Raw genomic sequence first — 20,534 nt, 5'->3', positions numbered from 1 at the left:
GGGTCACCCCTGGGGGAACCTCGTGGACGGGAGCTCCGGCATGCGACGACGCATCCGCACCCTGGCTGTTTCGGCCCTGGCCGTTGTCGCGGCGGGACTCGTGACAGCGGTCGGCGGCGCGCCACCCGCCTCGGCGGCCTTGCCCGGCAACAACTACTGCGCCGGCCAGTGCAACGACATCCTCCCGCCGGGGGAGAACGGCGGCGCGACGCTGGCGGAGATCCTTGGCAACAAGGCGTTCGGCACGCAGCCCGCGCACGCCGACGACCAGCTCGGCAAGTACGCCGACCTCGCCGGCGGCTACAAAACGCTGACCACCGACACCATCGGCAAGTTCTTCAACGACTCCTCCTTCGGCGTCCCCGTCGACCAGGTCGCGAGCACGCTGCAGCCCCGCTCCGACGTCACGATCACCCGTGACAAGGCCACCGGCGTCCCGCACATCCAGGGCACCACGCGCTCGGGCACCGAGTTCGGCGCCGGCTACGCGGCCGCGCAGGATCGCTTGTGGCTCATGGACATCATGCGCCGCGTCGGCCGCGGCCAGCTGACCTCATACGCAGGCGGCGCGCCTGCGAACCGCGAGCTCGAGCAGTCGTTCTTCGCCGCCGCGCCCTACACCGAGGACGAGCTGCAGCAGCAGATCGAGGCGACCGCCGCCAGCGGCCCGCGCGGCAGGCAGGGCCTCGCCGACTCCCAGGCCTACGTCGACGGGATCAACAAGTACATCACCGACTCCCACAACGGCCGGTACTTCCCGGGCGAGTACGTGCTCACCGGCCACGTCGACGCGATCACCAACGCCGGCACCATCGAGCCGTTCAAGCTCACCGACCTCGTGGTGCTCGCGTCCGTGGTCGGCGCGCAGTTCGGCGCCGGCGGCGGTGGTGAGGTGCAGAACGCGATCGCGAAGCTCGCGCTGCAGGAGAAGTACGGCGTGGCCAAGGGCGAGCAGGTCTGGCAGACCCTGCGCTCGGCTGACGATCCCGAAGCCGTGAAGACGCTGCACGACGGCCAGACCTTCGACTACGGCATGACCCCGGCCGATCCGCAAGGCCTGGCCTTGCCGGACAAGGGTTCCGTCACGCCGCAGCAGCTCGTCTACGACCAGTCCGGCTCCGCGGCCACCGACTCGCCCGCGAAGGTCGACGTCAAGGCGCCGGCGGACCAGCAGGCGGCGAAAGGCATGTTCGACAACGGCGTGCTGCCCGGCGACATGCTGAGCGACAAGCACGGCATGTCCAACGCGCTCGTCGTCTCGGGTTCGAAGACCGCCAGTGGCCACCCGGTCGCCGTGTTCGGCCCGCAGACCGGGTACTTCGCGCCACAGCTGCTCCTGCTGCAGGAACTTCAGGGCCCGGGCATCAGCGCGCGCGGCGCGTCGTTCGCCGGCATCTCGATGTACGTGCTGCTCGGCCGCGGTCAGGACTACTCGTGGAGCGCCACGACGTCGGCGCAGGACATCATCGACACGTTCGCGCTCCCGCTGTGCGATCCGAGCGGCAAGCCGGCCACGAAGGACTCGAACTACTACGTCTACCAGGGCCAGTGCCTGCCGATGGACACCGTGGAGCGCAAGAACTCCTGGTCGCCGACGGTGGCCGACGGCACCGCCGCCGGTTCGTACACGCTGCGCAGCTACCGCACGAAGTACGGCCCGGTCGTCAGCCGCGCGACGATCGGCGGCAAGCCGGTGGCGTACGCGTCGCTGCGGTCCTCGTACTTCCACGAGGTCGATTCGCTCATCGGCTTCCAGGAGTTCAACGACCCCGACTTCATCCACTCCGCGGCCGACTTCCAGCGGGCCGCGAGCGACGTGAACTTCACCTTCAACTGGTTCTACGCCGACTCGAAGGACGTCGCCTACTTCAACTCCGGCGCCAACCCCGTCCGAAATTCCACTGTGGACCCGATGATGCCGGTGTGGGGCGACAAGGGTTACGACTGGCAGGGCTGGAACCCCGACGGCAACAAGGCGAACTACACACCGGCCTCGCAGCACCCGCAGTCGGTCAACCAGGACTACTACGTCAGCTGGAACAACGCGCAGGCCAAGGGCTACGCCTCAGGCGGCGCCGACAAGTCGGCCGTGCACCGCGCCGACCTGCTCGATACGCGCGTGAAGGCGCTCATCAACAGCGGTACCAAGGTGACGCGCGTGAACCTCGCGCAGGCCATGGAAGACGCCGCGCTCGCCGACCTACGGGCCGAGGAGGTCTTGCCGCTCCTGCTGCAGGTACTCGACAAGACGCCGCTCACCGGCGCGGCGGCCGACGCCGAGGCGAAGCTGAAGACGTGGCTGCAGCATGGTCACCAGCGCGTGGAGTCGGCGCCGGGCAGCAAGGCGTACAACGATGCCGACGCGATCCGGATCATGGACGCGTGGTGGCCGCTGCTCGTCACCGCGGAGTTCAAGCCCGCCCTGGGCGACGACGCGTTCACCGCGATGACGAACGTGCTGCAGGTCAACGAAAGCCCGTCCGGGTTCCAGAACGAGCTGCCGGGCAAGCACGTCGGCCAGCCACACCAGGGTTCGTCGTACCAGCACGGCTGGTGGGGCTACGTCAGCAAGGACATCCGCACGGTGCTGGGCCAGCCCGTCGCCGGTCCGCTGGGCAGCACGTTCTGCGGTGGCGGCGACCTCACCGCCTGCCGCACCGCGCTGGTCGACTCCCTCACGGCGGCCGCGGCGCAGCCGGCCAGCACCGTGTACCCGGGTGACGCCGACTGCTCGGCCGGCGACCAGTGGTGCGCCGACACCGTGATCCAGCGGCCGCTCGGCGGCATCACGCACGACAAGATCAGCACCCAGAACCGGCCGACGTTCCAGCAGGTCGTGGAGTACCCGGCGCACCGCGGCGACAACGTCAGCAACCTCGCCGCGGGCAAACCGGTGAGCGCCACGAGCGCCGAGACGGGCTTGTACAACTCGCCCGCGTCGAACGCCGTGGACGCCAACGCGAAGACACGGTGGGCCAGCGACTGGAGTGACAACCAGTCGATCACCGTCGACCTCGGTTCGGTGCAGCAGGTCGCGCGCGTGGTGCTGTCGTGGGAAGCCGCATACGCGAAGGGCTACAAGGTGCAGCTCTCGGTCGACGGCGAGAACTGGCGTGACGCGGCCGTGGTGACCGACGGCAACGGCGGCGCGGACAACGTGTCGTTCACCCCGGCGGACGCCCGGTTCGTCCGGATGCAGGGCGTGCAGCGGGGGACCGGTTACGGCTACTCGCTGTACGAGTTCGAGGTGTACGCGCACTGAAAGACGTGGTCGGCTCGCCGGCGCGGGTGAGCCGACCGCCACATCACGGCTGCGAGGCCGTGGGCGCCATTGCCGATCCGGCCAAAAGTAGGCGCGTCCCCCGGGGCATAACGGAAGCCTGCGACGCAGGGCATAGCGCCGTGGCTGTGGCCGGATCGGCAACGGTGATACAGCTACGGTGTCGCTATGGACGAATGGACACCGCGCACGATCGCGATCGCGGCCGGGCGGCCCCACGGCCCCGGCGAGCCCCTGAACACTCCGATCGTGGCCACGAGCACGTTCGAAGCCGGCGGTGACTCCGTCTACGCGCGTTCCGACGGCACCGAGACCTGGCACGCGCTCGAAGAGGCCGTCGGTGCCCTGGAAGGCGGCCGCGCCACCACCTTCGGCTCCGGCGTCGCGACCCTGTCGGCCGTGCTCGACACACTGCCGGTCGGCTCGACGGTGGCGGTCCCGACGTTCAGCTACGCCGTCACGCGCGGCGCGATGCACCACGCGGAGAAGATGGGCCGGATCAGCGTCACCGAGCTCGACCCCACCGACACGCAGGCGTGGCTCGACTGCGACGCCGACCTACTCTGGCTCGAGTCGCCGACGAACCCGACGCTCGAAGTGATGGAGATCGAGACCATCGCGCGCGGCAGCCGCGGCCGGGTCGTCGTGGACAACACCTTCGCGACACCGCTGCACCAGCAGCCGCTGAAGCTGGGCGCGGACATCGTGGTGCACAGCGCGACGAAGCTCATCGGCGGTCACAGCGACCTGCTGCTGGGCATCACTGTCGCGGCCGACGAGAGCATCGCGGCCGAGCTGCGCGGCGCGCGTACGCGCATCGGCTCGACGCCGGGCGCGCTCGAAGCGTGGCTCGCGTTGCGCGGCCTGCGCACGATGCCGGTGCGGCTTGCGGAGCAGACGAAAACGGCGTCGCTGCTGGCTTCCCGCTTGGCGGAACACCCGGCCGTCACCAAGGTGCGTTACCCCGGTTTCGGGATGATGGTGTCGTTCGAGCTGGCCACGGCCGAAGCCGCCGACAAGGTGTGTTCCACCGTCCGGCTGATCCGCGCGGCGACGAGCCTCGGCGGCGTGGAAAGCCTGGTGGAGCGGCGTGCGTGGCTGCCGGGTGAGGAGCGCGTACCCGCCGGTTTGCTGCGCTTCAGCGTCGGCCTGGAGGACCCCGAAGACCTCTGGCGCGACCTCGTTACCGCACTGGGCTGAATTCGGTCAACAATTCACGGAGCTTCGCCGGCGGGCCGGAAACTGTTACAGTAAAGGCACGGTTCCGCCGGCTTTCGTGTGTCTGAGCGCGGTGTTGAGCCACTTCATCGCCGGGGCCCGCGGGTTCGTTACCTCGGTTTACGGTGCTTTTAATCACCGTCGAAAACGTTTCGTGTTCGCCCTCTTTCTCCGGCAAGATCAGCGGACGCGGTGGGGGTCACCGCTCTTTCTTCCAGGGAGAACAACACGTGAAGAAGACCCTGGGCAGACTCGCGGGCGCTGTGCTCGCGGGCGCCCTGATCAGCCTCGCCGTCACGCCGACCGCCCTCGCGGACGACGAGCCCGGCACCACACCGACCACGTCCGAGGTCTCGACTCCGCCCACTTCGGACACTCCGGTCACCGACGTGCCGCCCGCGTCGGACACGCCGTCGTCGGACGCTCCCTCGTCGTCCGAGGCACCGTCCTCTTCGGACACTCCGCCCACCACGGGCGGGCAGCCGACCGACACAAGCCAGCCGGGCAACCCGGGCAACACCGGTGAGCCGAGCGACTCCGCGACCCCGACCACGTCGGGCTCGGAAGAGACCTCCACGCCGGAGGAGCCGCCGTACGAGGACGACATCGCGTATGGCATCGACTTCGACGGCAACCAGGGCCTGTTCGTGATCGCTTGCGCCGCGGGCGAGCCGACCAACGTGTCCTCGAGCGACTTCGACCTGATCGAAGGCCCGCACCAGGACGAGACCGACGGCCGCTACTGGGGCTGGCTCGTGCAGCGCCACGACGGCGTGTCCTTCGACGCCGGCAACGTGACCGCGACCTGGACCTGCGGCGGCGACCAGACCGGCGACCAGCCGGTGCCGCCGGCGGGTGGCGCGGGCGCGGGCTCCGCGGGCACGACCAACGGTGACGGCACCTCGCAGGTCAAGTACGCGCCCAAGGGTGGCGTCGAGACCGGCTTCGGCGGCATGGCCGCTTGATGGCGAATACTGCGCCGATCGTTACCAATCCGACCACAGCCACGGCCGGATGGCTTCGCAGTAACGGTTACGTGCCGCGCGGGGGCCGGCCTACATTTGGCCGGATTGGTAAGTGCGGGCAGGGCGTCGCGATCGCGGGCGCCCTGCTCCTTTCCCTGACGCTGAGCGGTTGCGGGTCGGACGCCCCGGCGACCGCCGCGAAGCCCGCACCGGTGAGCAAGCCGGTGCCGGTGACCAAACCGTTCACCGGGCTGAGGCCGACCTCGGTGGAGATCCCGAAGATCGGCGCGAAGTCGTCGCTGATCACCGTGCTGCCCAACAAGGACGGGCAGATCTCGGTGCCGTCGGTGAAGACGCCGATGCAGGCCGCGTGGTACCGCCTTTCGCCCGTGCCGGGTGAGGTCGGCCCGGCGATCGTGCTGGGGCACGTCGACGGCAACCACCAGCCGGGCATCTTCTACAAGCTCAAGGACGTCAACCCCGGCGACGAGGTCGACATCGAGCGCAGCGACGGCAAGAAGCTGAAGTTCGTGGTGGACCACAAGGACGAGGTCCCCAAGGACACCTTCCCCACGCAGGCGGTCTTCGGCAACACCGACAAGCCGCAATTGCGGCTGATCACGTGCGGTGGGGTGTTCGACCACGCCGAGCACAGCTACAAGGACAACATCGTCGTGTACGCGAACCTCGTCTCCTGAGCGTTCCCGAACGCGATCACGCAGCCCGGCGCCACCAACGGCCGGGCTGCGGTCGTTTTCCTGCTGGATTCAGAGCAACGGCGTGAGCAGCGCGCGCTGCTCTTCCGGCACGTACTCCGCGTAGTTGTCATACAGCGCTCGCCGCGCCAGCCGCGCCGCCAGTTCCCCGTCGGCCGCGCGCACGGCTTCCAGCACCTCGGCGTGGTGGCCCAGCCACGACTGCATCAACGCCGAACGGTCGCGGGCATGCGAGAGTTTGTCCTCGATCAGCTCCAGCACCACTCCGCGCACGACCTCGGCGCTCACCACCAGCAGCGGGTTTCGGGACGCGCGGGCGATCGTCTCGTGGAACGCCACGTCGGCCCGGCTGAACTGCGCGAACCCCTCTTCGGCGCCGGCGCGCATGGCCGCGAGCGCGGTGTCCAAAGCGGACAGATCGGCTTCGGTGCGCAGCTGCGCGGCCAGCAGGTGGGCCGAACCGTCGAGCACCATCCGGAACTGCAGCAGCTCCGCCAGCCCCACGTGGTCGGCGCGGGCGAGCCGGTGCATCGAGCGGTGCAACGCCGCCGGTGACGCGGCCAGCACCTCGGGGCCGCGCGGGTCACCGGGCCGCGACCGGATCAGCTCGGCGGCCTGCAGCACGCGCAACGCTTCCCGCACCGTCGAGCGGCCGACGCCGAACTGCGTCATGAGCTCGCGTTCGCCGGGCAGGCGCTCGCCGGGTTTGAGGCGGCCGCTGACCACGGCCTCCTCGATCTGCTCCACGATCCGCTCGTACGCGCGGACCGGGGCCACCGGTTCGAACTTCATCCCTTGACCTCGGCGTCGTCTGGTGCCAACCTCAGGCTACTGGTCAGACCAGTGTACTTGCTTGAAGGCCGCTTCAGGAGGCTGAATGAGAGCCCGGCTCCACCTCGCGGCGCTCGCGGTGCTGCTCGCGGCGTCCGCCTGCTCGGCCGGCTCCAGCGCGAGCGTGTCGAGCGGTCCCGACACGCTGTCGGTGGGCTTCACGGCCGAACCGGCGAACTTCGACTTCACCCACGCCGACGGTGCCGCCATCCCGCAGGCCTTGCTGTACAACGTCTACGAGGGCCTGGTAAAGCTCGACGCGCAGGGCCGGATCGTGCCGCTGCTCGCCAAGTCGTGGACCGTGAGCCCCGACCGCAAGACGTATGACTTCCAGCTGCAGCCCGGCGTGAAGTTCAGCAACGGCGCGCCGTTCACCGCGTCGGACGTGAAGTTCTCGCTGCTGCGCGTGAAGACCGACTGGACGATCTCGATCAAGTCCGCCATGAACGTGGTCGACCACGTGGACGTCGTCTCACCCGACCACGCGCGCGTGGTGCTCTCGAAACCCAGCAATGGCTGGCTGTTCAGCCTCACCAGCCGCCTCGGCGCGATGTTCAGCCCGACCGGCGTGGCCGACCTGGCGAACAAGCCGGTGGGCACCGGACCGTACGAGGTGGCGTCGCGCCGGCGCGGGGATTCCATCGTGCTCAAGGAGAACCCGGCGTACTGGGGCCGCAAACCCGCGTACTCCACGGTGGTGCTCAAGTACATCGCCGACCCGACCGCGCTCAACAACGCCCTGCTCAGCAACGGCATCGACGTGATCTCCTCACTCACCTCGGCCGACTCGATCCCGCAGTTCCAGGGCGACGACCGGTTCACCGTGCTGCAGGGCACCACCAACAGCGAGGTCACGCTCGCGTTCAACAACCAGCGCGCACCGCTGACCGACCCGCGCGTGCGCCAGGCACTGACGTACGCGATCGACCGCAAAGCCGTGCTGGATCTGGTGTTCAACGGCCGGGGCACGCTGATCGGCAGCATGGTCCCGCCCACGGACCCGTGGTACGAGGACCTTTCCGGCGTGTACCCGTACGACCCGGCGAAGGCGAAGCAGCTACTCGCGGAAGCCGGCGTGAAGAACCTCAACCTGCGGCTGCGGATTCCGAACCTGCCGTATGCCGTGTCGGCCGCGCAGGTGGTGCAGTCGCAGCTGGCCGACGTCGGCGTGCGGACCACGATCGAGCCGCTCGACTTCCCGGCCGTGTGGCTCAAGCAGGTGTTCACCGACCACGACTACGACCTGTCGATCATCCAGCACGTGGAGGCCCGCGACATCACGACGTTCGGGAAACCCACGTACTACTGGGGTTACGACAGCCCGCGCGTGCAGCAGCTGCTGGCCGAGGCCGACAGCGGCACGCCGCAGCAGCAGGTCGCGGACATGAAACAGGCGGCGCGCCAGCTCGACACCGACGCGGCGGCCGACTGGTTGTTCCTGTACCCCAACGTGATCGTGGCGAAGAACAAGGTCACGGGGTTCGCGAAGAACCAGGTCAGCGAGTCGTTCGACCTCACGGGACTGAGGCCGGCATGACCGTGAAGGTGCTCCGGCGCGTGGCGATCCTCGTGGTCAGCCTCTTCGTCGCGTCGATCGTGGTGTTCCTGTTCATGGCCGTGCTGCCGGGTGATCCGGCGCAGGTCGCGCTCGGCGTCAACGCGACGCCGGAGCTGTTGGCGAAGACGCGCGCGGAGTTCGGCATCGACCGCTCGCTCGTCACGCAGTACGTCAGCTGGATCGGCGGCGTGCTGCACGGAGACTTCGGCCGCTCGTACGTCACGCGTGAAGCCATCGGGCCGCAGCTGCTCGACCGGCTCGGCGTGACGTTGTGGGTGGTCGGCGCGAGCATGGTGGTGGCGCTGGTGATCGCGGTGCCGGTGGGGATGTTCGCGGCCGTGCGGCACCGCAAGCCCAGTGGGGTCACGATTTCCGGGCTGTCGCAGATCGGCGTGGCGATCCCCGCGTTCCTCGCCGGGATCATCCTGGTGCAGATCTTCGCGGTGCAGCTGCGCTGGCTGCCCAGCGGCGGGTGGACGCCGCCGGACCAGGACGCGGGGCAGTTCGTGCGCGGGCTGATCCTGCCGGCGTTGTCACTCGGGTTGGTGCAGGGCGCGGTGCTCACGCGCTACGTCCGCTCGGCCGTGCTCGACACACTGGGCCAGGACTACCTGCGCACGGCTCGGTCGAAGGGCTTGTTGCCGGCGCAGGCGTTGCGGCGCCACGGGTTGCGCAACGCGTCGGTGCCCGTCGTGACGGTGCTCGGCCTGCAGCTCGCGACGCTGCTGATCGGCGCGGTCGTGGTCGAGCGCGTGTTCGTGTTGCCTGGTCTCGGCAGCATGCTGCTCGACGCCGTGTCGTCGCGCGATCTGCTGACGGTGCAGGGAATCGTGCTGGTGCTCGTGGCAGGGGTGCTGCTGGTGAACTTCGTCGTGGACGTGCTCTACACGGTGCTCGACCCGAGATTGCGGGGTTCGTGATGACCACGCTCACTCCGGTGCGAAACCGCAGCCTCACGCTCGGCGCGGTGCTGGTGGCGCTCGTGGTGCTGGCCGCGCTGGTGTCGTTCGTGTGGACGCCGTACGACCCGGTGCAGGTCAACGCGGCCGACAAGCTGCTGGGCTTGTCGGCCGAGCACCTGTTCGGCACCGACAAGTTCGGCCGCGACGTGTTCAGCCAGATCATGGTCGGCGCGCGCACCACGCTGTACGTCGGTGTGGTGGCGGTCGGCATCGCCGCGGTGATCGGTACGCCGCTGGGGGTGCTGGCGGGGCTGGCGCCGCGGTGGCTGGGCGAGTTCGTGATGCGCGTGAACGACCTCGTGCTCGCGTTTCCCGCGCTGCTGCTGGCGATCATGTTCGGCGCGGTGTTCGGCGCCGACACGCTCACGGCGATGATCGCGATCGGCATCGCGACCGCCCCGTCGTTCGCGCGGATCGCGCGGTCGGGGACGTTGCAGGTGGGCAGCAGCGAGTTCGTGCTCGCGGCGCGCGCGGCCGGGCGCTCGCGTGTGAACATCGCCGCGCGCCACGTGCTGCCGAACATCTCGGGCCTGCTGATCGTGCAGTCTTCGGTGTCGTTCGCGATCGCCGTGCTGGCCGAGGCGGCGCTGTCGTTCCTCGGCTTCGGCACGCGGCCGCCGACGCCGTCGTGGGGCCGGATGCTGCAGGAGTCGCAGGAGCTGCTGACCATCCACCCGCGGCTCGCGCTGGTGCCGGGCGTCGCGATCGCGGTGGCGGTGCTCGGGTTCAACCTGCTGGGCGACGGGCTGCGCGACCGGCTCGACCCGCGATTGGCGGCCCGCGCATGACTCTCACAGTGGACGGTCTGCGGGTCGCTGGCCTGGTGCGGGATGTGTCGTTCTCGATCGGCGCGGGCGAACGCGTCGGGCTGATCGGCGAGTCGGGGTCGGGGAAGTCGCTCACGGCGTTGTCGATCATGGGCCTGCTGCCGGACGAGCTGCGGGCGACGGGTTCGGTGCGGCTGAACGATCGCGAGCTGCTGGGCGCGTCCGAACGCGAGCTGTCGCGGTTGCGCGGCAACGGGTTGTCGATGGTGTTCCAGGAGCCGATGACGGCGCTGAACCCGGCGATGCGCGTGGGCCGGCAGGTGACGGAGCCGTTCCGCGTGCACGGCCGGCGGGGGCGTTCGGCGGAGGAGCTGCTGGCGGCGGTCGGCCTGCCGGGCACCGCTCGGGCGTATCCGCACCAGCTTTCGGGCGGGCAGCGGCAGCGGGTGGTGCTGGCGATGGCGCTGGCCAACGAGCCGTCGCTGCTGATCTGCGACGAACCGACGACGGCGCTGGACGTGACGGTGCAGGCGCAGATCCTGTCGTTGATCAAGAGTTCGTTGTCTGCTGAGGCCGCGTTGCTGTTCATCACGCACGACCTGGCGGTGGTGGCGTCGGTGTGCGAGCGGGTGCTGGTGATGCTGGACGGGGAGATCGTGGAGCGCGGGTCGACGCGGTCGGTGCTGACGGCGCCGCAGCATGCTTACACGAAGGCGTTACTGGCAGCTTCCGACCTGACCGCTGTGGGGGGGTCCAGGGGGGCTCGTCCCCCGGCTGGGGTCCGGGGCTCGGCCCCGGAGGATGGAGCATCTCGATGATCGAAGTCCGTGGCCTGCATCGGAAGTACGCGCGCCGGGATGTCCACGCACTACGCGGCGTGAGCTTCGACGTCGAGGCCGGGCAACGGTTCGGGATCGTCGGCGAGTCGGGGTCGGGCAAGTCCACGCTGGTGCGCCTGCTGGCGGCGCTGGACCGGCCGACGTCGGGCACGGTCTCGTTCGACGGGCGGCGGATCGACAACCTGCCGGAGCGGAAGCTGGGGTTCCTGCGGTCGTCGATGCAGATCGTGTTCCAGGACCCGATGGGTTCGCTCGACCCGCGGATGCGGGTGCGGGACATCATTTCCGAGCCGTTGGGCCGACGTTCGCCGGAGCGGGTGGCCTCGCTGCTGGAAGCCGTCGGCCTGCCCGCCGACGCCGCTTCGCGCTACCCGCACCAGTTCTCCGGTGGCCAGCGTCAGCGCATCTCCATCGCCCGCGCGCTGGCGCCGAACCCGAGTGTGCTGCTGGCCGACGAGCCGGTGAGCGCCCTCGACGTCGCCGTGCGCGCCCAGATCCTCGACCTGCTGGCGCGTCTGGTGGCGGAGTTCTCGCTGACGCTCGTTTTCGTCTCGCACGACCTCGGCGTGGTGCGGCACGTGTGCGACCGCGTCGCCGTGATGCGGCGCGGAGAGATCGTGGAGATCGGCGCCGTCGAGGAGGTCTACGAAACGCCGCAGCACGAGTACACCCGGGAACTACTGGCCGCCGCGCCCGACCTGCGCGCCGAGCTGGCCCGGCTGAGTGGAGGGCTGACTGGAGGGCTGATTGGAGGACTCAGTGGAGGGAGTGCGGAGGATGCCTGACTGCCCCGAGGGACTGCCGATCGGCTCCGGTTGGATATCTACTTCGGACACTTCGGACGTGGTTTTCCCCTATGACGGCAGTGTGATCGGTTCTGCTCCGGTCGGCACTCCTGCCCTGGCGACGCGCGCGATCGACGAGGCGGTGGCTGTCGCGCGGGAGGTCGCGGCTCTTCCTTCGCGGACGCGCCGGCAGCTGCTGAACGACGTGGCCGCTGCTTTGCGCTCACGCAGTGCCGAGTTCGAAGCGTTGCTGGTCCTGGAAACCGGAAAACCGCTGGTCGACTGCCGGGTCGAGGTCGCGCGCACGATCGTCACGTGGGAAGCCGCGGCCGAAGAGGTGTCCCGCCTGCACGGCGAGACGGTGCCCCTGGACCTGCTCCCGTCGGGCGACGGCCTTGTCGGCTTCTGGAAACGCAAGCCGATCGGCGTCGTCGTCGGGATCGCCGGCTTCAACTACCCGGTGCTGCTGGCGTCGCACAAAATCGCGCCGGCCATCGCGGCCGGCTGTCCGGTGGTCGTGAAGCCCGCGCCGCAGACGCCCTTGGCCACGTTGTGGCTGGTCCACCTCGTCCGCTCGCTGGCGCCCATCCCGGCCATGGTGCAACTGGTCACGGGCGACGCCTCGGTCGGTTCCGCCCTGGTCACCGACCGCCGCGTGGGCGCGGTGTCGTTCACGGGCTCGGCCGCCGTCGGCCACCAGATCGCCCGCGACGCCGCTCCGACCAAGACCCTGTTGGAGCTGGGCTCGAATGCGGCTCTGGTTGTCGCTGAAGACGCAGACCTCGACGCGGCGGCCGACGCTGTGTTGAGGGGCGGCTTCTACGCCTCGGGCCAGGCGTGCATCTCGGTGCAGCGAGTCCTGGTCGTCTCTTCGGTGGCCTCGGAATTCACGGCTCGCGTGCTCGCTCGCCTGTCCGAGGTCGTCGTCGGCGACCCGCGCTCGGAGGCCACCCGCGTGTCCAAGCTGATCGACCCCCGCTCCACCGACCGCGTCGTCGAGTGGGTCGACAAAGCGACCGCCGCCGGAGCGCGGCTGCTGGCCGGTGGCTCTCTGCGTGACGGCGCCCTGGAACCGACCGTCTTGGCCGATGTCCCCGACGGCGTCGAATGCTGGGACGAAGAAATCTTCGGCCCCGTCGTCTGCCTCCGCGCGGTGTCCGATGTGGACTCCGCCTTCGCGGCCGTGAACGCCTCCCGCTACGGCCTCCACGCCAGCGTCTACAGCCGCTCCCTCAGCACCGCCTTCCGCGCCCTCGACGAGCTCGACGTCGGCGGCGTGGTCGTGAACGAAGTCCCCGGCTTCCGCTCCGACACCATGCCCTACGGCGGCGTCAAGGACTCCGGCATCGGCCGCGAAGGCCCCCGCTTCGCCGTGGAAGAACTGACCGTGACGAGAATGGCGGTGCTACGCCCGTGAACTACGAAAACCTCTTCCGCCTGGATGGCCGCCGTATCGTGGTGCTCGGCGGCGGAAGCGGCATCGGCCGCGAAGCCGCGCGGGCGCTGGCCGCGCACGGTGCGCACGTGATCTGCGCGGACCGCGACGTTCCTGCCGCACGGGAGACCCGCGTGGCCGAGGTGTACGGGATCGATCTCCTTCAACCGGGTGCGGTCGAGCGCGCGGCCGAGGAACTGGGTGAGCTCGACGCGGTCGTGCTCACGGCCGGCGTGAACGTGCGCAAGCGCCTCCTCGACTACACCCGCGAGGAGTTCGACCGCGTCGTCGAGCTGAACCTCGGCGTCGCGTTCGAGGTGGTGCGGGCGTTCGGCGGGCCGATGGTCGCGCGCGGCCGGGGCAGCATCATCGGGTTCTCCTCGATCCGCGGCACCACCGTCGAGCCGGGCCAAGGCCCTTACTCCGCGACGAAAGCCGGCCTCGTACAGCTCTTCCGCACCGCCGCCGCGGAGTTCGGGCCGTCGGGCGTCCGCGTGAACGCCATCGCGCCGGGCGTCGTCGAGACCCCGCTCACCGCGCAGATCAAGCAGAACCCCAGCTGGTACGACGCCTACGCCACCAAGGGCGCCCTCGGCCGCTGGGCGCGCGCCGACGAGCTGGCCGGCGCCGTGGTGTACCTCGCTTCGGACGCTTCGACGTTCGTCACGGGCTCCGTGCTCGCCGTCGACGGGGGCTGGACCGCCGTCGACGGGCGTTTCGAACCACCCGCTTCGTGAATCGGAGGTAACGATGGAGCTGACCGACCTGACCGCGGTGGACCTGGTCGCGGGCTACCGCGCAGGCACGGTGTCGCCCGTCGAGGCGACCGAAGCCGTCCTCACCCGCATCGAAGCGCGCGAGCCGCAGCTGCACGCCCTGTACGCGTACGACGCAGCTTCAGCGCGCTCTGCCGCGAAGCAGTCCGAAGCCCGCTGGCACGCCGGCGAGCCGCTGGGCCCGATCGACGGCGTTCCCTTGACGCTGAAGGAAAACATCGCAACCCGCGGCACTCCCGTGCCGCTCGGCACCGCCGCCACCACCCTCACCCCGGCCGCCACCGACGCTCCCGCCGCCGCGCGCGTCCGCGAGTCCGGCGTCGTGCTGCTCGCCAAGACGACCATGCCCGACTACGGCATGCTCACCTCCGGCCTCTCCAGCTTCCACACCGCGACCCGCAACCCGTGGGATCTCTCGCGCACCCCCGGCGGCTCCAGCGCGGGCGCCGCGGCGGCCGCCGCCGCGGGCTACGGACCCCTCCACGTCGGCACCGACATCGGCGGTTCCATCCGCCTCCCCGCCGGCTGGTGCGGCCTCGTCGGCCTGAAGCCGAGCTTCGGCCGGGTGCCGGTGGACCCGCCGTTCCTCGGCCGCGTCGCGGGCCCGCTGACCAGGACCGTCGCCGACACCGCGCTGCTGATGGGCGTCCTGTCCGCCCCCGACGCCCGCGACCACCTCAGCCTCCCACCGGCCACCCTCGACTGGACCGCGCTGGAGTCTTCGTTGCGCGGCCTCCGCGTCGGCCTCCACCTCGACCCCGGCGTCGGCCTCCCCGTCGACCCGCAGATCACCGCCGCCGTCACCGCCGCCGCAACCCTCTTCGAAACCGCGGGCGCCGACGTCTCCCCGGTCGACCCCTTCCTCACCCGCGAACTTCTCGACGGCCTCGACGTCTTCTGGCGCGTCCGCGCCTGGTCCGACCTGCTCGCGCTGCCCGAGGACCGCCGCGCCCGTGTCCTGCCCTACATCGCCACCTGGGCGTCGTCGGCCGCTTCCGTGTCCGCTCTCGACACCTACCGCGGCTTCGCCTGCATCGACCGCATGAGCACCGCCGCCATCCAGGCCACCTCGGCCTACGACGTCGTCCTCTCCCCGGTCTGCGCCGTCTCCGCCCCGGCCTTCGACGCCGCGTCCCCCACCAACGACCCCGCGCGCCCCTTCGAGCACATCCCCTTCACGGTGCCCTACAACATGTCCGGTCAGCCCGCAGTCGCCCTCAACTGCGGCTACACCACCGACGGCATCCCGATCGGCCTGCAGATCGCGGGCCCCCGCTTCGCCGACCTGGCCGTCCTGCGCGCGGCCGCGGCGTACGAACAGCTGCGCCCGGAGCAGCGCCCCTGGCCGATCGGCTGAGGACCGTCCGTCCCACGTGGGACTCAGCTGCCGACCGCCTCCGCCAGCGCCAGCACCCGCTGCGCTTCCTCCACATGCAGGTTCTCGATCATCCGCCCGTCCACCGTCACCACGCCCCGGCCGGCCGAGCGGGCCTCGTCGAAGGCGGCGATGACCCGGCGGGCGTGGTCGACCTCCGCGGGGGACGGGGCGAAGATCCGGTTGCACGGCTCCAGCTGCGACGGGTGGATGAGCGTCTTGCCGTCGAAGCCGAAGTCGCGGCCCTGGCGGCATTCGGCTTCGAAGCCCGGGCCGTCCTTCACGTCGTTGTAGACGCCGTCGAGGATGACCTTGCCCGTCGCACGGGCGGCGAGGACGGCCGTCGACAACGCGGAAAGCAGCGGCCAGCGGCCCGGGATGAAGGCGGCGTGCAGCTCCTTCGCCAGGTCGTTCGTGCCCATCACCAGCACCGTCAGCCGCGACGACGCGGCGGCGATCTCCTCGGCGTGCAGGATCGCGACGGGCGTCTCCAGCATCGCCCAGATCTTCGTCTCCTCGGGTGCGCCGCCGAGCTCCAGGGCGCGCTCGATGTTGTGCACCTCGCCCGCCGAGTTCACCTTCGGCACGACCACGGCGGCGGGGCCGGCGGACGCGGCGGCGCGCAGGTCGGCGTCGTGCCACTCGGTGTCGAGGCCGTTGACGCGGATGGCCACCTCGCGCGTTCCGTAGCTCCCCAGCGCGGCGCACACCCGCTCGCGCGCGGCTTTCTTCGCATCCGGCGCGACGGCGTCCTCGAGATCGAGGACGAGCGCGTCGGCCGGCAGGGTCTTGGCCTTCTCGAGCGCGCGTTCGTTGGCGCCCGGCATGTAGAGCACCGATCGGCGGGGCCGGATCTGCGTCATGCTCGCTCCTCACGCGACAGAACTCGACGGGACCAGACAGGAATCGACGGTCGCCAAACCCTAATCCGGGCCGGTGTGACACCGCTGCGGCGAAGGTCACCGCCAACCGGGTGACCCCCTCCCACCTGCGACGTCCACAGTGGAACACGGCGCGGTTGCGCCGAATGGCGTAACGCGCTCGACTCTTGCCATGGTCGAGTTCCGGGCCGCGGGTAGTCGTTCGTAGGCGGTCCGTAACGCCACTCACCTCCGGCTCACTCGGTTGGCCGCACGGTCGGGCTGAAGTCCGATGACCGCCTACCGACCGGTCACCGACCGCTGAGCGCCGCCGATCGCAGCCACTCGTGCAACGTGAAGACCCCGTGCCGCCGCACTGGTACTCAAGTCATGTGCCCGTTTCACAAGGCACGCAGGGGTACAGGTTGTTGAAGGAGGCGGAACTCGTGGCGGCTACACCTCAGAACACCGAGCGCTCGACGGTCGCCGGTGGCGCGAAGCGCAGCCGGTCGATGCCGAGCCGGGTGGTGCCGCCGATCGAGCTCCCGGCGAGCGTCGACGAACTGGCGCGCAAGGCCGCGGCCCTTCTGGGCTGGAACGGCATTGTGCTGCCCGAGGCGACCCTGCTCGGCCGCAAGGTCAGCATCGTCGCCCGGCTTCGCACCGACGTGCACGCGGAGCGGATCGCGATGGGTGTCGGTCCCGTCGCCGATCGCGCCACCGTCGACACCTGGACCTGGCCAGAGCTGGCTGCGACCGCACCCGCGCCGGCCGCCGAGATCATCGGCGTCCTCGCGGTCGCACGGCACTGGCGGACCGCGATGGCCTCCGCGGTTCCGTTCGCACGTTACGGCGAGGCCGCGATGGTTCTCCCATCGCCTGCCGTACTGACGGAAGACTACGTGGCGAACTGCCTGCCGCGCGCTCGCGCGTACGGGCTCGCCATCGCCGCCGCCGACCCCCACGCCCAGGTCGACCTCGACCTCGAGGGCCGCACCGAGCGCATCCTCCTCGCCGAGGACCCCGTGTCGCGCTGGGTCAACGAAATGGCCTACGACCAGCTGCTGCGCACTGCCGAAGTCCCCGCCGACGTCGACTGACCGACCTGCGCGGGCTTCGCGACCGGACTACCGTCGGAATCATGCGAGTCGTCATTGCCGGTGGACACGGTCAGATCGCCCTTCGTCTCGAGAAGCTCCTGTCCGAGCGGGGTGATCAGCCCGTCGGGATCGTGCGCAACCCCGATCACGAAGGCGACCTGCTGGCCGCCGGAGCGGTGACCGTGGTGCTCGACCTGGAGCAGTCCGATGTGGACGCCGTCGCCGAGGTGCTCCGCGGGGCCGACGCGGCGGTGTTCGCCGCGGGCGCCGGGCCGGGTAGTGGCGAGGCGCGCAAGGACACCGTCGACCGCGCGGCCGCCGCGCTGTTCGCCGAGGCGGCCCAGAGTGCGGGCGTCCGCCGGTTCATCCAGATCGGCTCCATGGGTGCCGACACCCCCGACGCGCCGGACCTCGACCCGGTATTCCGCGCCTACCTGTACGCGAAGGCCGCCGCGGAGGAAGACTTGAAGGCCCGCGACCTCGACTGGACGATCCTGCGTCCCGGCGCGCTGACCAACGATTCCGGCACCGGCAACGTCAAGATCGCCCCCAAAACCGGCCGCGCCGCCGTGCCGCGGGAGGACGTCGCCGCCGTGGTCCTCGCCCTGCTCGACGCGCCGGCCACCGCGCGGCGCACGCTGGAGCTGATCTCGGGTGAGGACACGATCGCAGACGCGATCTCGGCGCTCTGACCTGCACCTCTAGGATTGGATCCGTACCCACCGGACCACAGAGATGGGGAATCCTTCCTTGCGGGACATCGCGGTTTTCAGCGGTAGCGCTCATCCCGAACTGGCGGCGGAGATCTGCACCCACCTCGGGGTGCCGCTGCTCCCGGTACAAGTCGAACGCTTCGCCAACGACTGCCTCCAGGTGCAGCTGCAGGCCAACTGCCGCGAGCGGGACGTCTTCATCATCCAGCCGCTGGTGAAGCCGGTGCAGGAGCACCTGGTGGAGCTGCTGCTGATGCTCGACGCGGCGCGCGGTGCGTCGGCGGCCCGCATCTCCGTAGTGATGCCGCACTACGCGTACGCGCGCTCGGACAAGAAGGACGCGCCGCGCATCTCCATCGGCGGCCGGCTCGTGGCCGACCTCATGGTCACCGCCGGCGCCGACCGCGTGCTCGCGATGACGCTGCACTCGCCGCAGGTCCACGGGTTCTTCTCGGTGCCCGTCGACCACCTGCACGCGCTGCACGAGCTGGCCCGGCACTTTCGCCAGTACGACCTGTCCAACGCCACCGTCGTCTCGCCCGACCTGGGCAACGCGAAGGAAGCGGCGCACTTCGCGCGGCTGCTCGGCGCGCGTGTCGCGTCGGGCACGAAGCAGCGCTACGCCGACGACCGCGTGGAGATCACGTCGGTGATCGGCGACATCACCGGCCGCGACGTGATCGTGCTCGACGACGAGATCGCCCGCGGCAGCACCGTGCTGGAGCTGCTCGACCGCCTGCGAGAGCTGAAGCCGCGCACGATCCGCGTCGCCTGTACCCACGGGTTGTTCGCCGACAAGGCGATCGACCGGATCGGCAGCCAGGAAGACGTGCTGGAGATCGTCTGCACGAACACGGTGCCGGTCGCGGTCGAGGAGCGCAGCGAGAAGCTGAAGATCCTGTCGATCGCGCCGGCGATGGCCGAGGCGATGCGGCGGATCCACAACGGCGAGTCGGTCAGCTCGCTGTTCGAACCGATCTGATCAACCCGGTTTGATCGGGCCGGTTTGATCGGGCCGGTTTGATCAGATCGAGCCGAGCACCCGGTCCAGGTACGTGTTGGTGAACGTGCCGGCCGGGTCACACTCCTTGCGCACGCGCACGAAATCGTCGAAGTGCGGGTAGCGCGTGCGCAGGGTGTGGGCGTCGAGGTCGTGCATCTTGCCCCAGTGCGGGCGGCCGCCGACCTGCGCGACGATCGCCTCGAAGCCCGAGAAGTACTCGCGGTAGGGCATGCCGACGAACTGGTGGATGGCGATGTAGGCCGAGTCGCGGCCGTTCGCCGTCGAAAGCCAGATGTCGTCGGCCGCGGCCACGCGCACCTCGACGGGGAACATCACCGGGTTCTCGAGCCGCGGCACGAGCGCGCGCAGCTCGGCGAGCACGCCGAGCAGTGATTCACGTGGAACCGCGTATTCGGACTCCACGAACCGCACACCGCGGTGCGTCACGAACACGCGGTGCGAGAGGTCGCTGTACTCGCGCGCCGAGAGCACCTGCGCGGCGAACCCGCCGAGCGGCTGCACGAGCTTCGGCACCGCGCGGCCGAGCCGGCAGATGCCGCCGAACGCGACGTTCTCCGTGAGCTCGTAGTCGACGAACTGGCGCAGCTTCGACAGCGGCTTGCGAACAGTGCCCAGCGGCTGCCGGTTGTTGCGCTTGACCAGGGCGTTCTTACCGTAGGGGAACCAGTAGAACTCGAAGTGGTCGCACGCGGCGGCGAACTCGTCGAAGCCTTCGAGCACCTGCTCCAGCGGCTCGGGCCGTTCCTGCGCGGTCAACACGAACGAGGGTTCACACTGCAGGGTGACGGTGGTGATCACGCCGAGGGCTCCGAGCCCGACGCGGGCAGCGTTGAACAGGTCTGGGCGCTCGTCGGCGGAGCAGGTGACGACGGAGCCGTCGGCTAGCACGAGCTGCAGCCCGACTATCTGAGCCGAGATGCCGCCGAAGCGCGCACCGGTGCCGTGGGTGCCGGTGGAAATCGCGCCGGCGATGGTCTGTGCGTCGATGTCGCCGAGGTTCGTCATGGCCAGGCCGAGGCCGTCGAGTTCGGTGTTGAGCTGCTTGATCGTGGTTCCGGCGCGCACGGTCACGCGGTGGGTTTCGAGGTCGGCTGTCTCGATGCCGGTCCAGCGCGTGAGGTCGAGCGCGTCGCTTTCGGCGACGGCGATGGCCGTGAAGGAGTGGCCGCTGCCCCACGGCCGCACGCGGCGGCCGGCGTCGGCGATGCCGCTCACGACGCCGGCGACCTCCGCCGTGCTGCGGGGCCGGTGCACCCGTTGCGGGGAGGCCTTGGCGGTGCCGGCCCAGTTGCTCCACGGAGTCATCGCGCACCTTGTCGTCGCTGAGCTG

General features: G+C 70.0%; 18 protein-coding genes. 15 read left to right on the top strand and 3 right to left on the bottom strand.

The annotated features are described in order from the left end of the window. The first annotated feature begins 40 nt into the window (after window positions 1-40). The 4 genes from AB0383_RS01240 to AB0383_RS01225 all read left to right on the top strand — a co-directional run bounded on the left by AB0383_RS01240 (window position 41) and on the right by AB0383_RS01225 (window position 6,161). Complete coding sequence (locus tag AB0383_RS01240; protein ID WP_366184388.1) at window positions 41-3,262, top strand: penicillin acylase family protein; 3,222 nt, start codon at window positions 41-43, stop codon at window positions 3,260-3,262. Between the two features lie 186 nt (window positions 3,263-3,448). Continuing rightward, a complete protein-coding gene (locus AB0383_RS01235) occupies window positions 3,449-4,480 on the top strand; it encodes a PLP-dependent transferase (RefSeq protein WP_366184386.1) in 1,032 nt (343 codons plus the stop codon). A gap of 248 nt (window positions 4,481-4,728) precedes the next feature. Next, on the top strand, window positions 4,729-5,463 hold the full coding sequence (locus AB0383_RS01230; protein WP_366184384.1) for a hypothetical protein: 735 nt from the start codon (window positions 4,729-4,731) through the stop codon (window positions 5,461-5,463). Between the two features lie 104 nt (window positions 5,464-5,567). After that, on the top strand, window positions 5,568-6,161 hold the full coding sequence (locus AB0383_RS01225) for a class F sortase (protein WP_220247274.1): 594 nt from the start codon (window positions 5,568-5,570) through the stop codon (window positions 6,159-6,161). Between the two features lie 69 nt (window positions 6,162-6,230). Here the strand turns inward: AB0383_RS01225 and AB0383_RS01220 are convergent, their stop codons facing one another. Next, window positions 6,231-6,971: a FadR/GntR family transcriptional regulator gene (locus AB0383_RS01220; protein WP_364174043.1), complete on the bottom strand. Its 741-nt coding sequence runs from the start codon at window positions 6,969-6,971 to the stop codon at window positions 6,231-6,233. An 85-nt stretch (window positions 6,972-7,056) separates the two neighbouring features. Here AB0383_RS01220 and AB0383_RS01215 point away from each other — a divergent pair, with 85 nt between their 5' ends. From AB0383_RS01215 to AB0383_RS01180, 8 genes are read left to right on the top strand one after another with little or no spacing between them, the layout of a single operon-like run. Next, window positions 7,057-8,547 (top strand): ABC transporter substrate-binding protein, encoded by a 1,491-nt coding sequence (locus tag AB0383_RS01215; RefSeq protein ID WP_366184381.1) that lies wholly within the window; start codon window positions 7,057-7,059, stop codon window positions 8,545-8,547. Beyond that, window positions 8,544-9,488, top strand: coding sequence for an ABC transporter permease (locus AB0383_RS01210; protein ID WP_366184379.1), 945 nt, complete (start codon window positions 8,544-8,546; stop codon window positions 9,486-9,488). The genes AB0383_RS01215 and AB0383_RS01210 overlap by 4 nt, the downstream gene beginning before the upstream one ends. Before the next feature lie 17 nt (window positions 9,489-9,505). After that, window positions 9,506-10,318 (top strand): ABC transporter permease, encoded by an 813-nt coding sequence (locus AB0383_RS01205; protein ID WP_366184377.1) that lies wholly within the window; start codon window positions 9,506-9,508, stop codon window positions 10,316-10,318. Beyond that, window positions 10,315-11,115, top strand: a complete 801-nt coding sequence (locus tag AB0383_RS01200; protein WP_366184375.1) for an ABC transporter ATP-binding protein — start codon at window positions 10,315-10,317, stop codon at window positions 11,113-11,115. The genes AB0383_RS01205 and AB0383_RS01200 overlap by 4 nt, the downstream gene beginning before the upstream one ends. Continuing rightward, window positions 11,112-11,921, top strand: a complete 810-nt coding sequence (locus AB0383_RS01195) for an ATP-binding cassette domain-containing protein (protein WP_366184373.1) — start codon at window positions 11,112-11,114, stop codon at window positions 11,919-11,921. Before AB0383_RS01200 ends, AB0383_RS01195 begins: the two co-directional genes overlap by 4 nt. Next, complete coding sequence (locus AB0383_RS01190; RefSeq protein ID WP_366184371.1) at window positions 11,914-13,338, top strand: aldehyde dehydrogenase family protein; 1,425 nt, start codon at window positions 11,914-11,916, stop codon at window positions 13,336-13,338. The genes AB0383_RS01195 and AB0383_RS01190 overlap by 8 nt, the downstream gene beginning before the upstream one ends. Next, on the top strand, window positions 13,335-14,093 hold the full coding sequence (locus tag AB0383_RS01185; RefSeq protein ID WP_366184369.1) for an SDR family NAD(P)-dependent oxidoreductase: 759 nt from the start codon (window positions 13,335-13,337) through the stop codon (window positions 14,091-14,093). The genes AB0383_RS01190 and AB0383_RS01185 overlap by 4 nt, the downstream gene beginning before the upstream one ends. A 13-nt stretch (window positions 14,094-14,106) precedes the next feature. After that, complete coding sequence (locus AB0383_RS01180; RefSeq protein ID WP_366184367.1) at window positions 14,107-15,489, top strand: amidase; 1,383 nt, start codon at window positions 14,107-14,109, stop codon at window positions 15,487-15,489. Window positions 15,490-15,512: 23 nt separating this feature from the next. On the opposite strand, the gene AB0383_RS01175 is transcribed toward AB0383_RS01180, so the two are convergent. Next, window positions 15,513-16,370, bottom strand: coding sequence for a CoA ester lyase (locus AB0383_RS01175; protein ID WP_366184365.1), 858 nt, complete (start codon window positions 16,368-16,370; stop codon window positions 15,513-15,515). A gap of 443 nt (window positions 16,371-16,813) precedes the next feature. On the opposite strand from AB0383_RS01175, the gene AB0383_RS01170 reads away from it, so the two are divergent. From AB0383_RS01170 to AB0383_RS01160, 3 genes are read left to right on the top strand one after another with little or no spacing between them, the layout of a single operon-like run. Beyond that, window positions 16,814-17,467, top strand: a complete 654-nt coding sequence (locus tag AB0383_RS01170; RefSeq protein WP_364174016.1) for a hypothetical protein — start codon at window positions 16,814-16,816, stop codon at window positions 17,465-17,467. Between the two features lie 41 nt (window positions 17,468-17,508). Then, window positions 17,509-18,159, top strand: a complete 651-nt coding sequence (locus AB0383_RS01165) for an NAD(P)H-binding protein (RefSeq protein WP_364174013.1) — start codon at window positions 17,509-17,511, stop codon at window positions 18,157-18,159. A gap of 43 nt (window positions 18,160-18,202) precedes the next feature. Continuing rightward, complete coding sequence (locus tag AB0383_RS01160) at window positions 18,203-19,162, top strand: ribose-phosphate pyrophosphokinase (RefSeq protein WP_220245486.1); 960 nt, start codon at window positions 18,203-18,205, stop codon at window positions 19,160-19,162. Between the two features lie 42 nt (window positions 19,163-19,204). Here the strand turns inward: AB0383_RS01160 and AB0383_RS01155 are convergent, their stop codons facing one another. Beyond that, window positions 19,205-20,509: a D-arabinono-1,4-lactone oxidase gene (locus AB0383_RS01155; RefSeq protein ID WP_366184362.1), complete on the bottom strand. Its 1,305-nt coding sequence runs from the start codon at window positions 20,507-20,509 to the stop codon at window positions 19,205-19,207. Window positions 20,510-20,534 lie beyond the last annotated feature (25 nt).

The organism is Amycolatopsis sp. NPDC051373, assembly GCF_040689465.1.
Classification (GTDB): Bacteria; Actinomycetota; Actinomycetes; order Mycobacteriales; family Pseudonocardiaceae; genus Amycolatopsis.
Note: the sequence above shows the minus strand (reverse complement) of the source record. Positions and strands in the feature narration are given on the sequence as shown.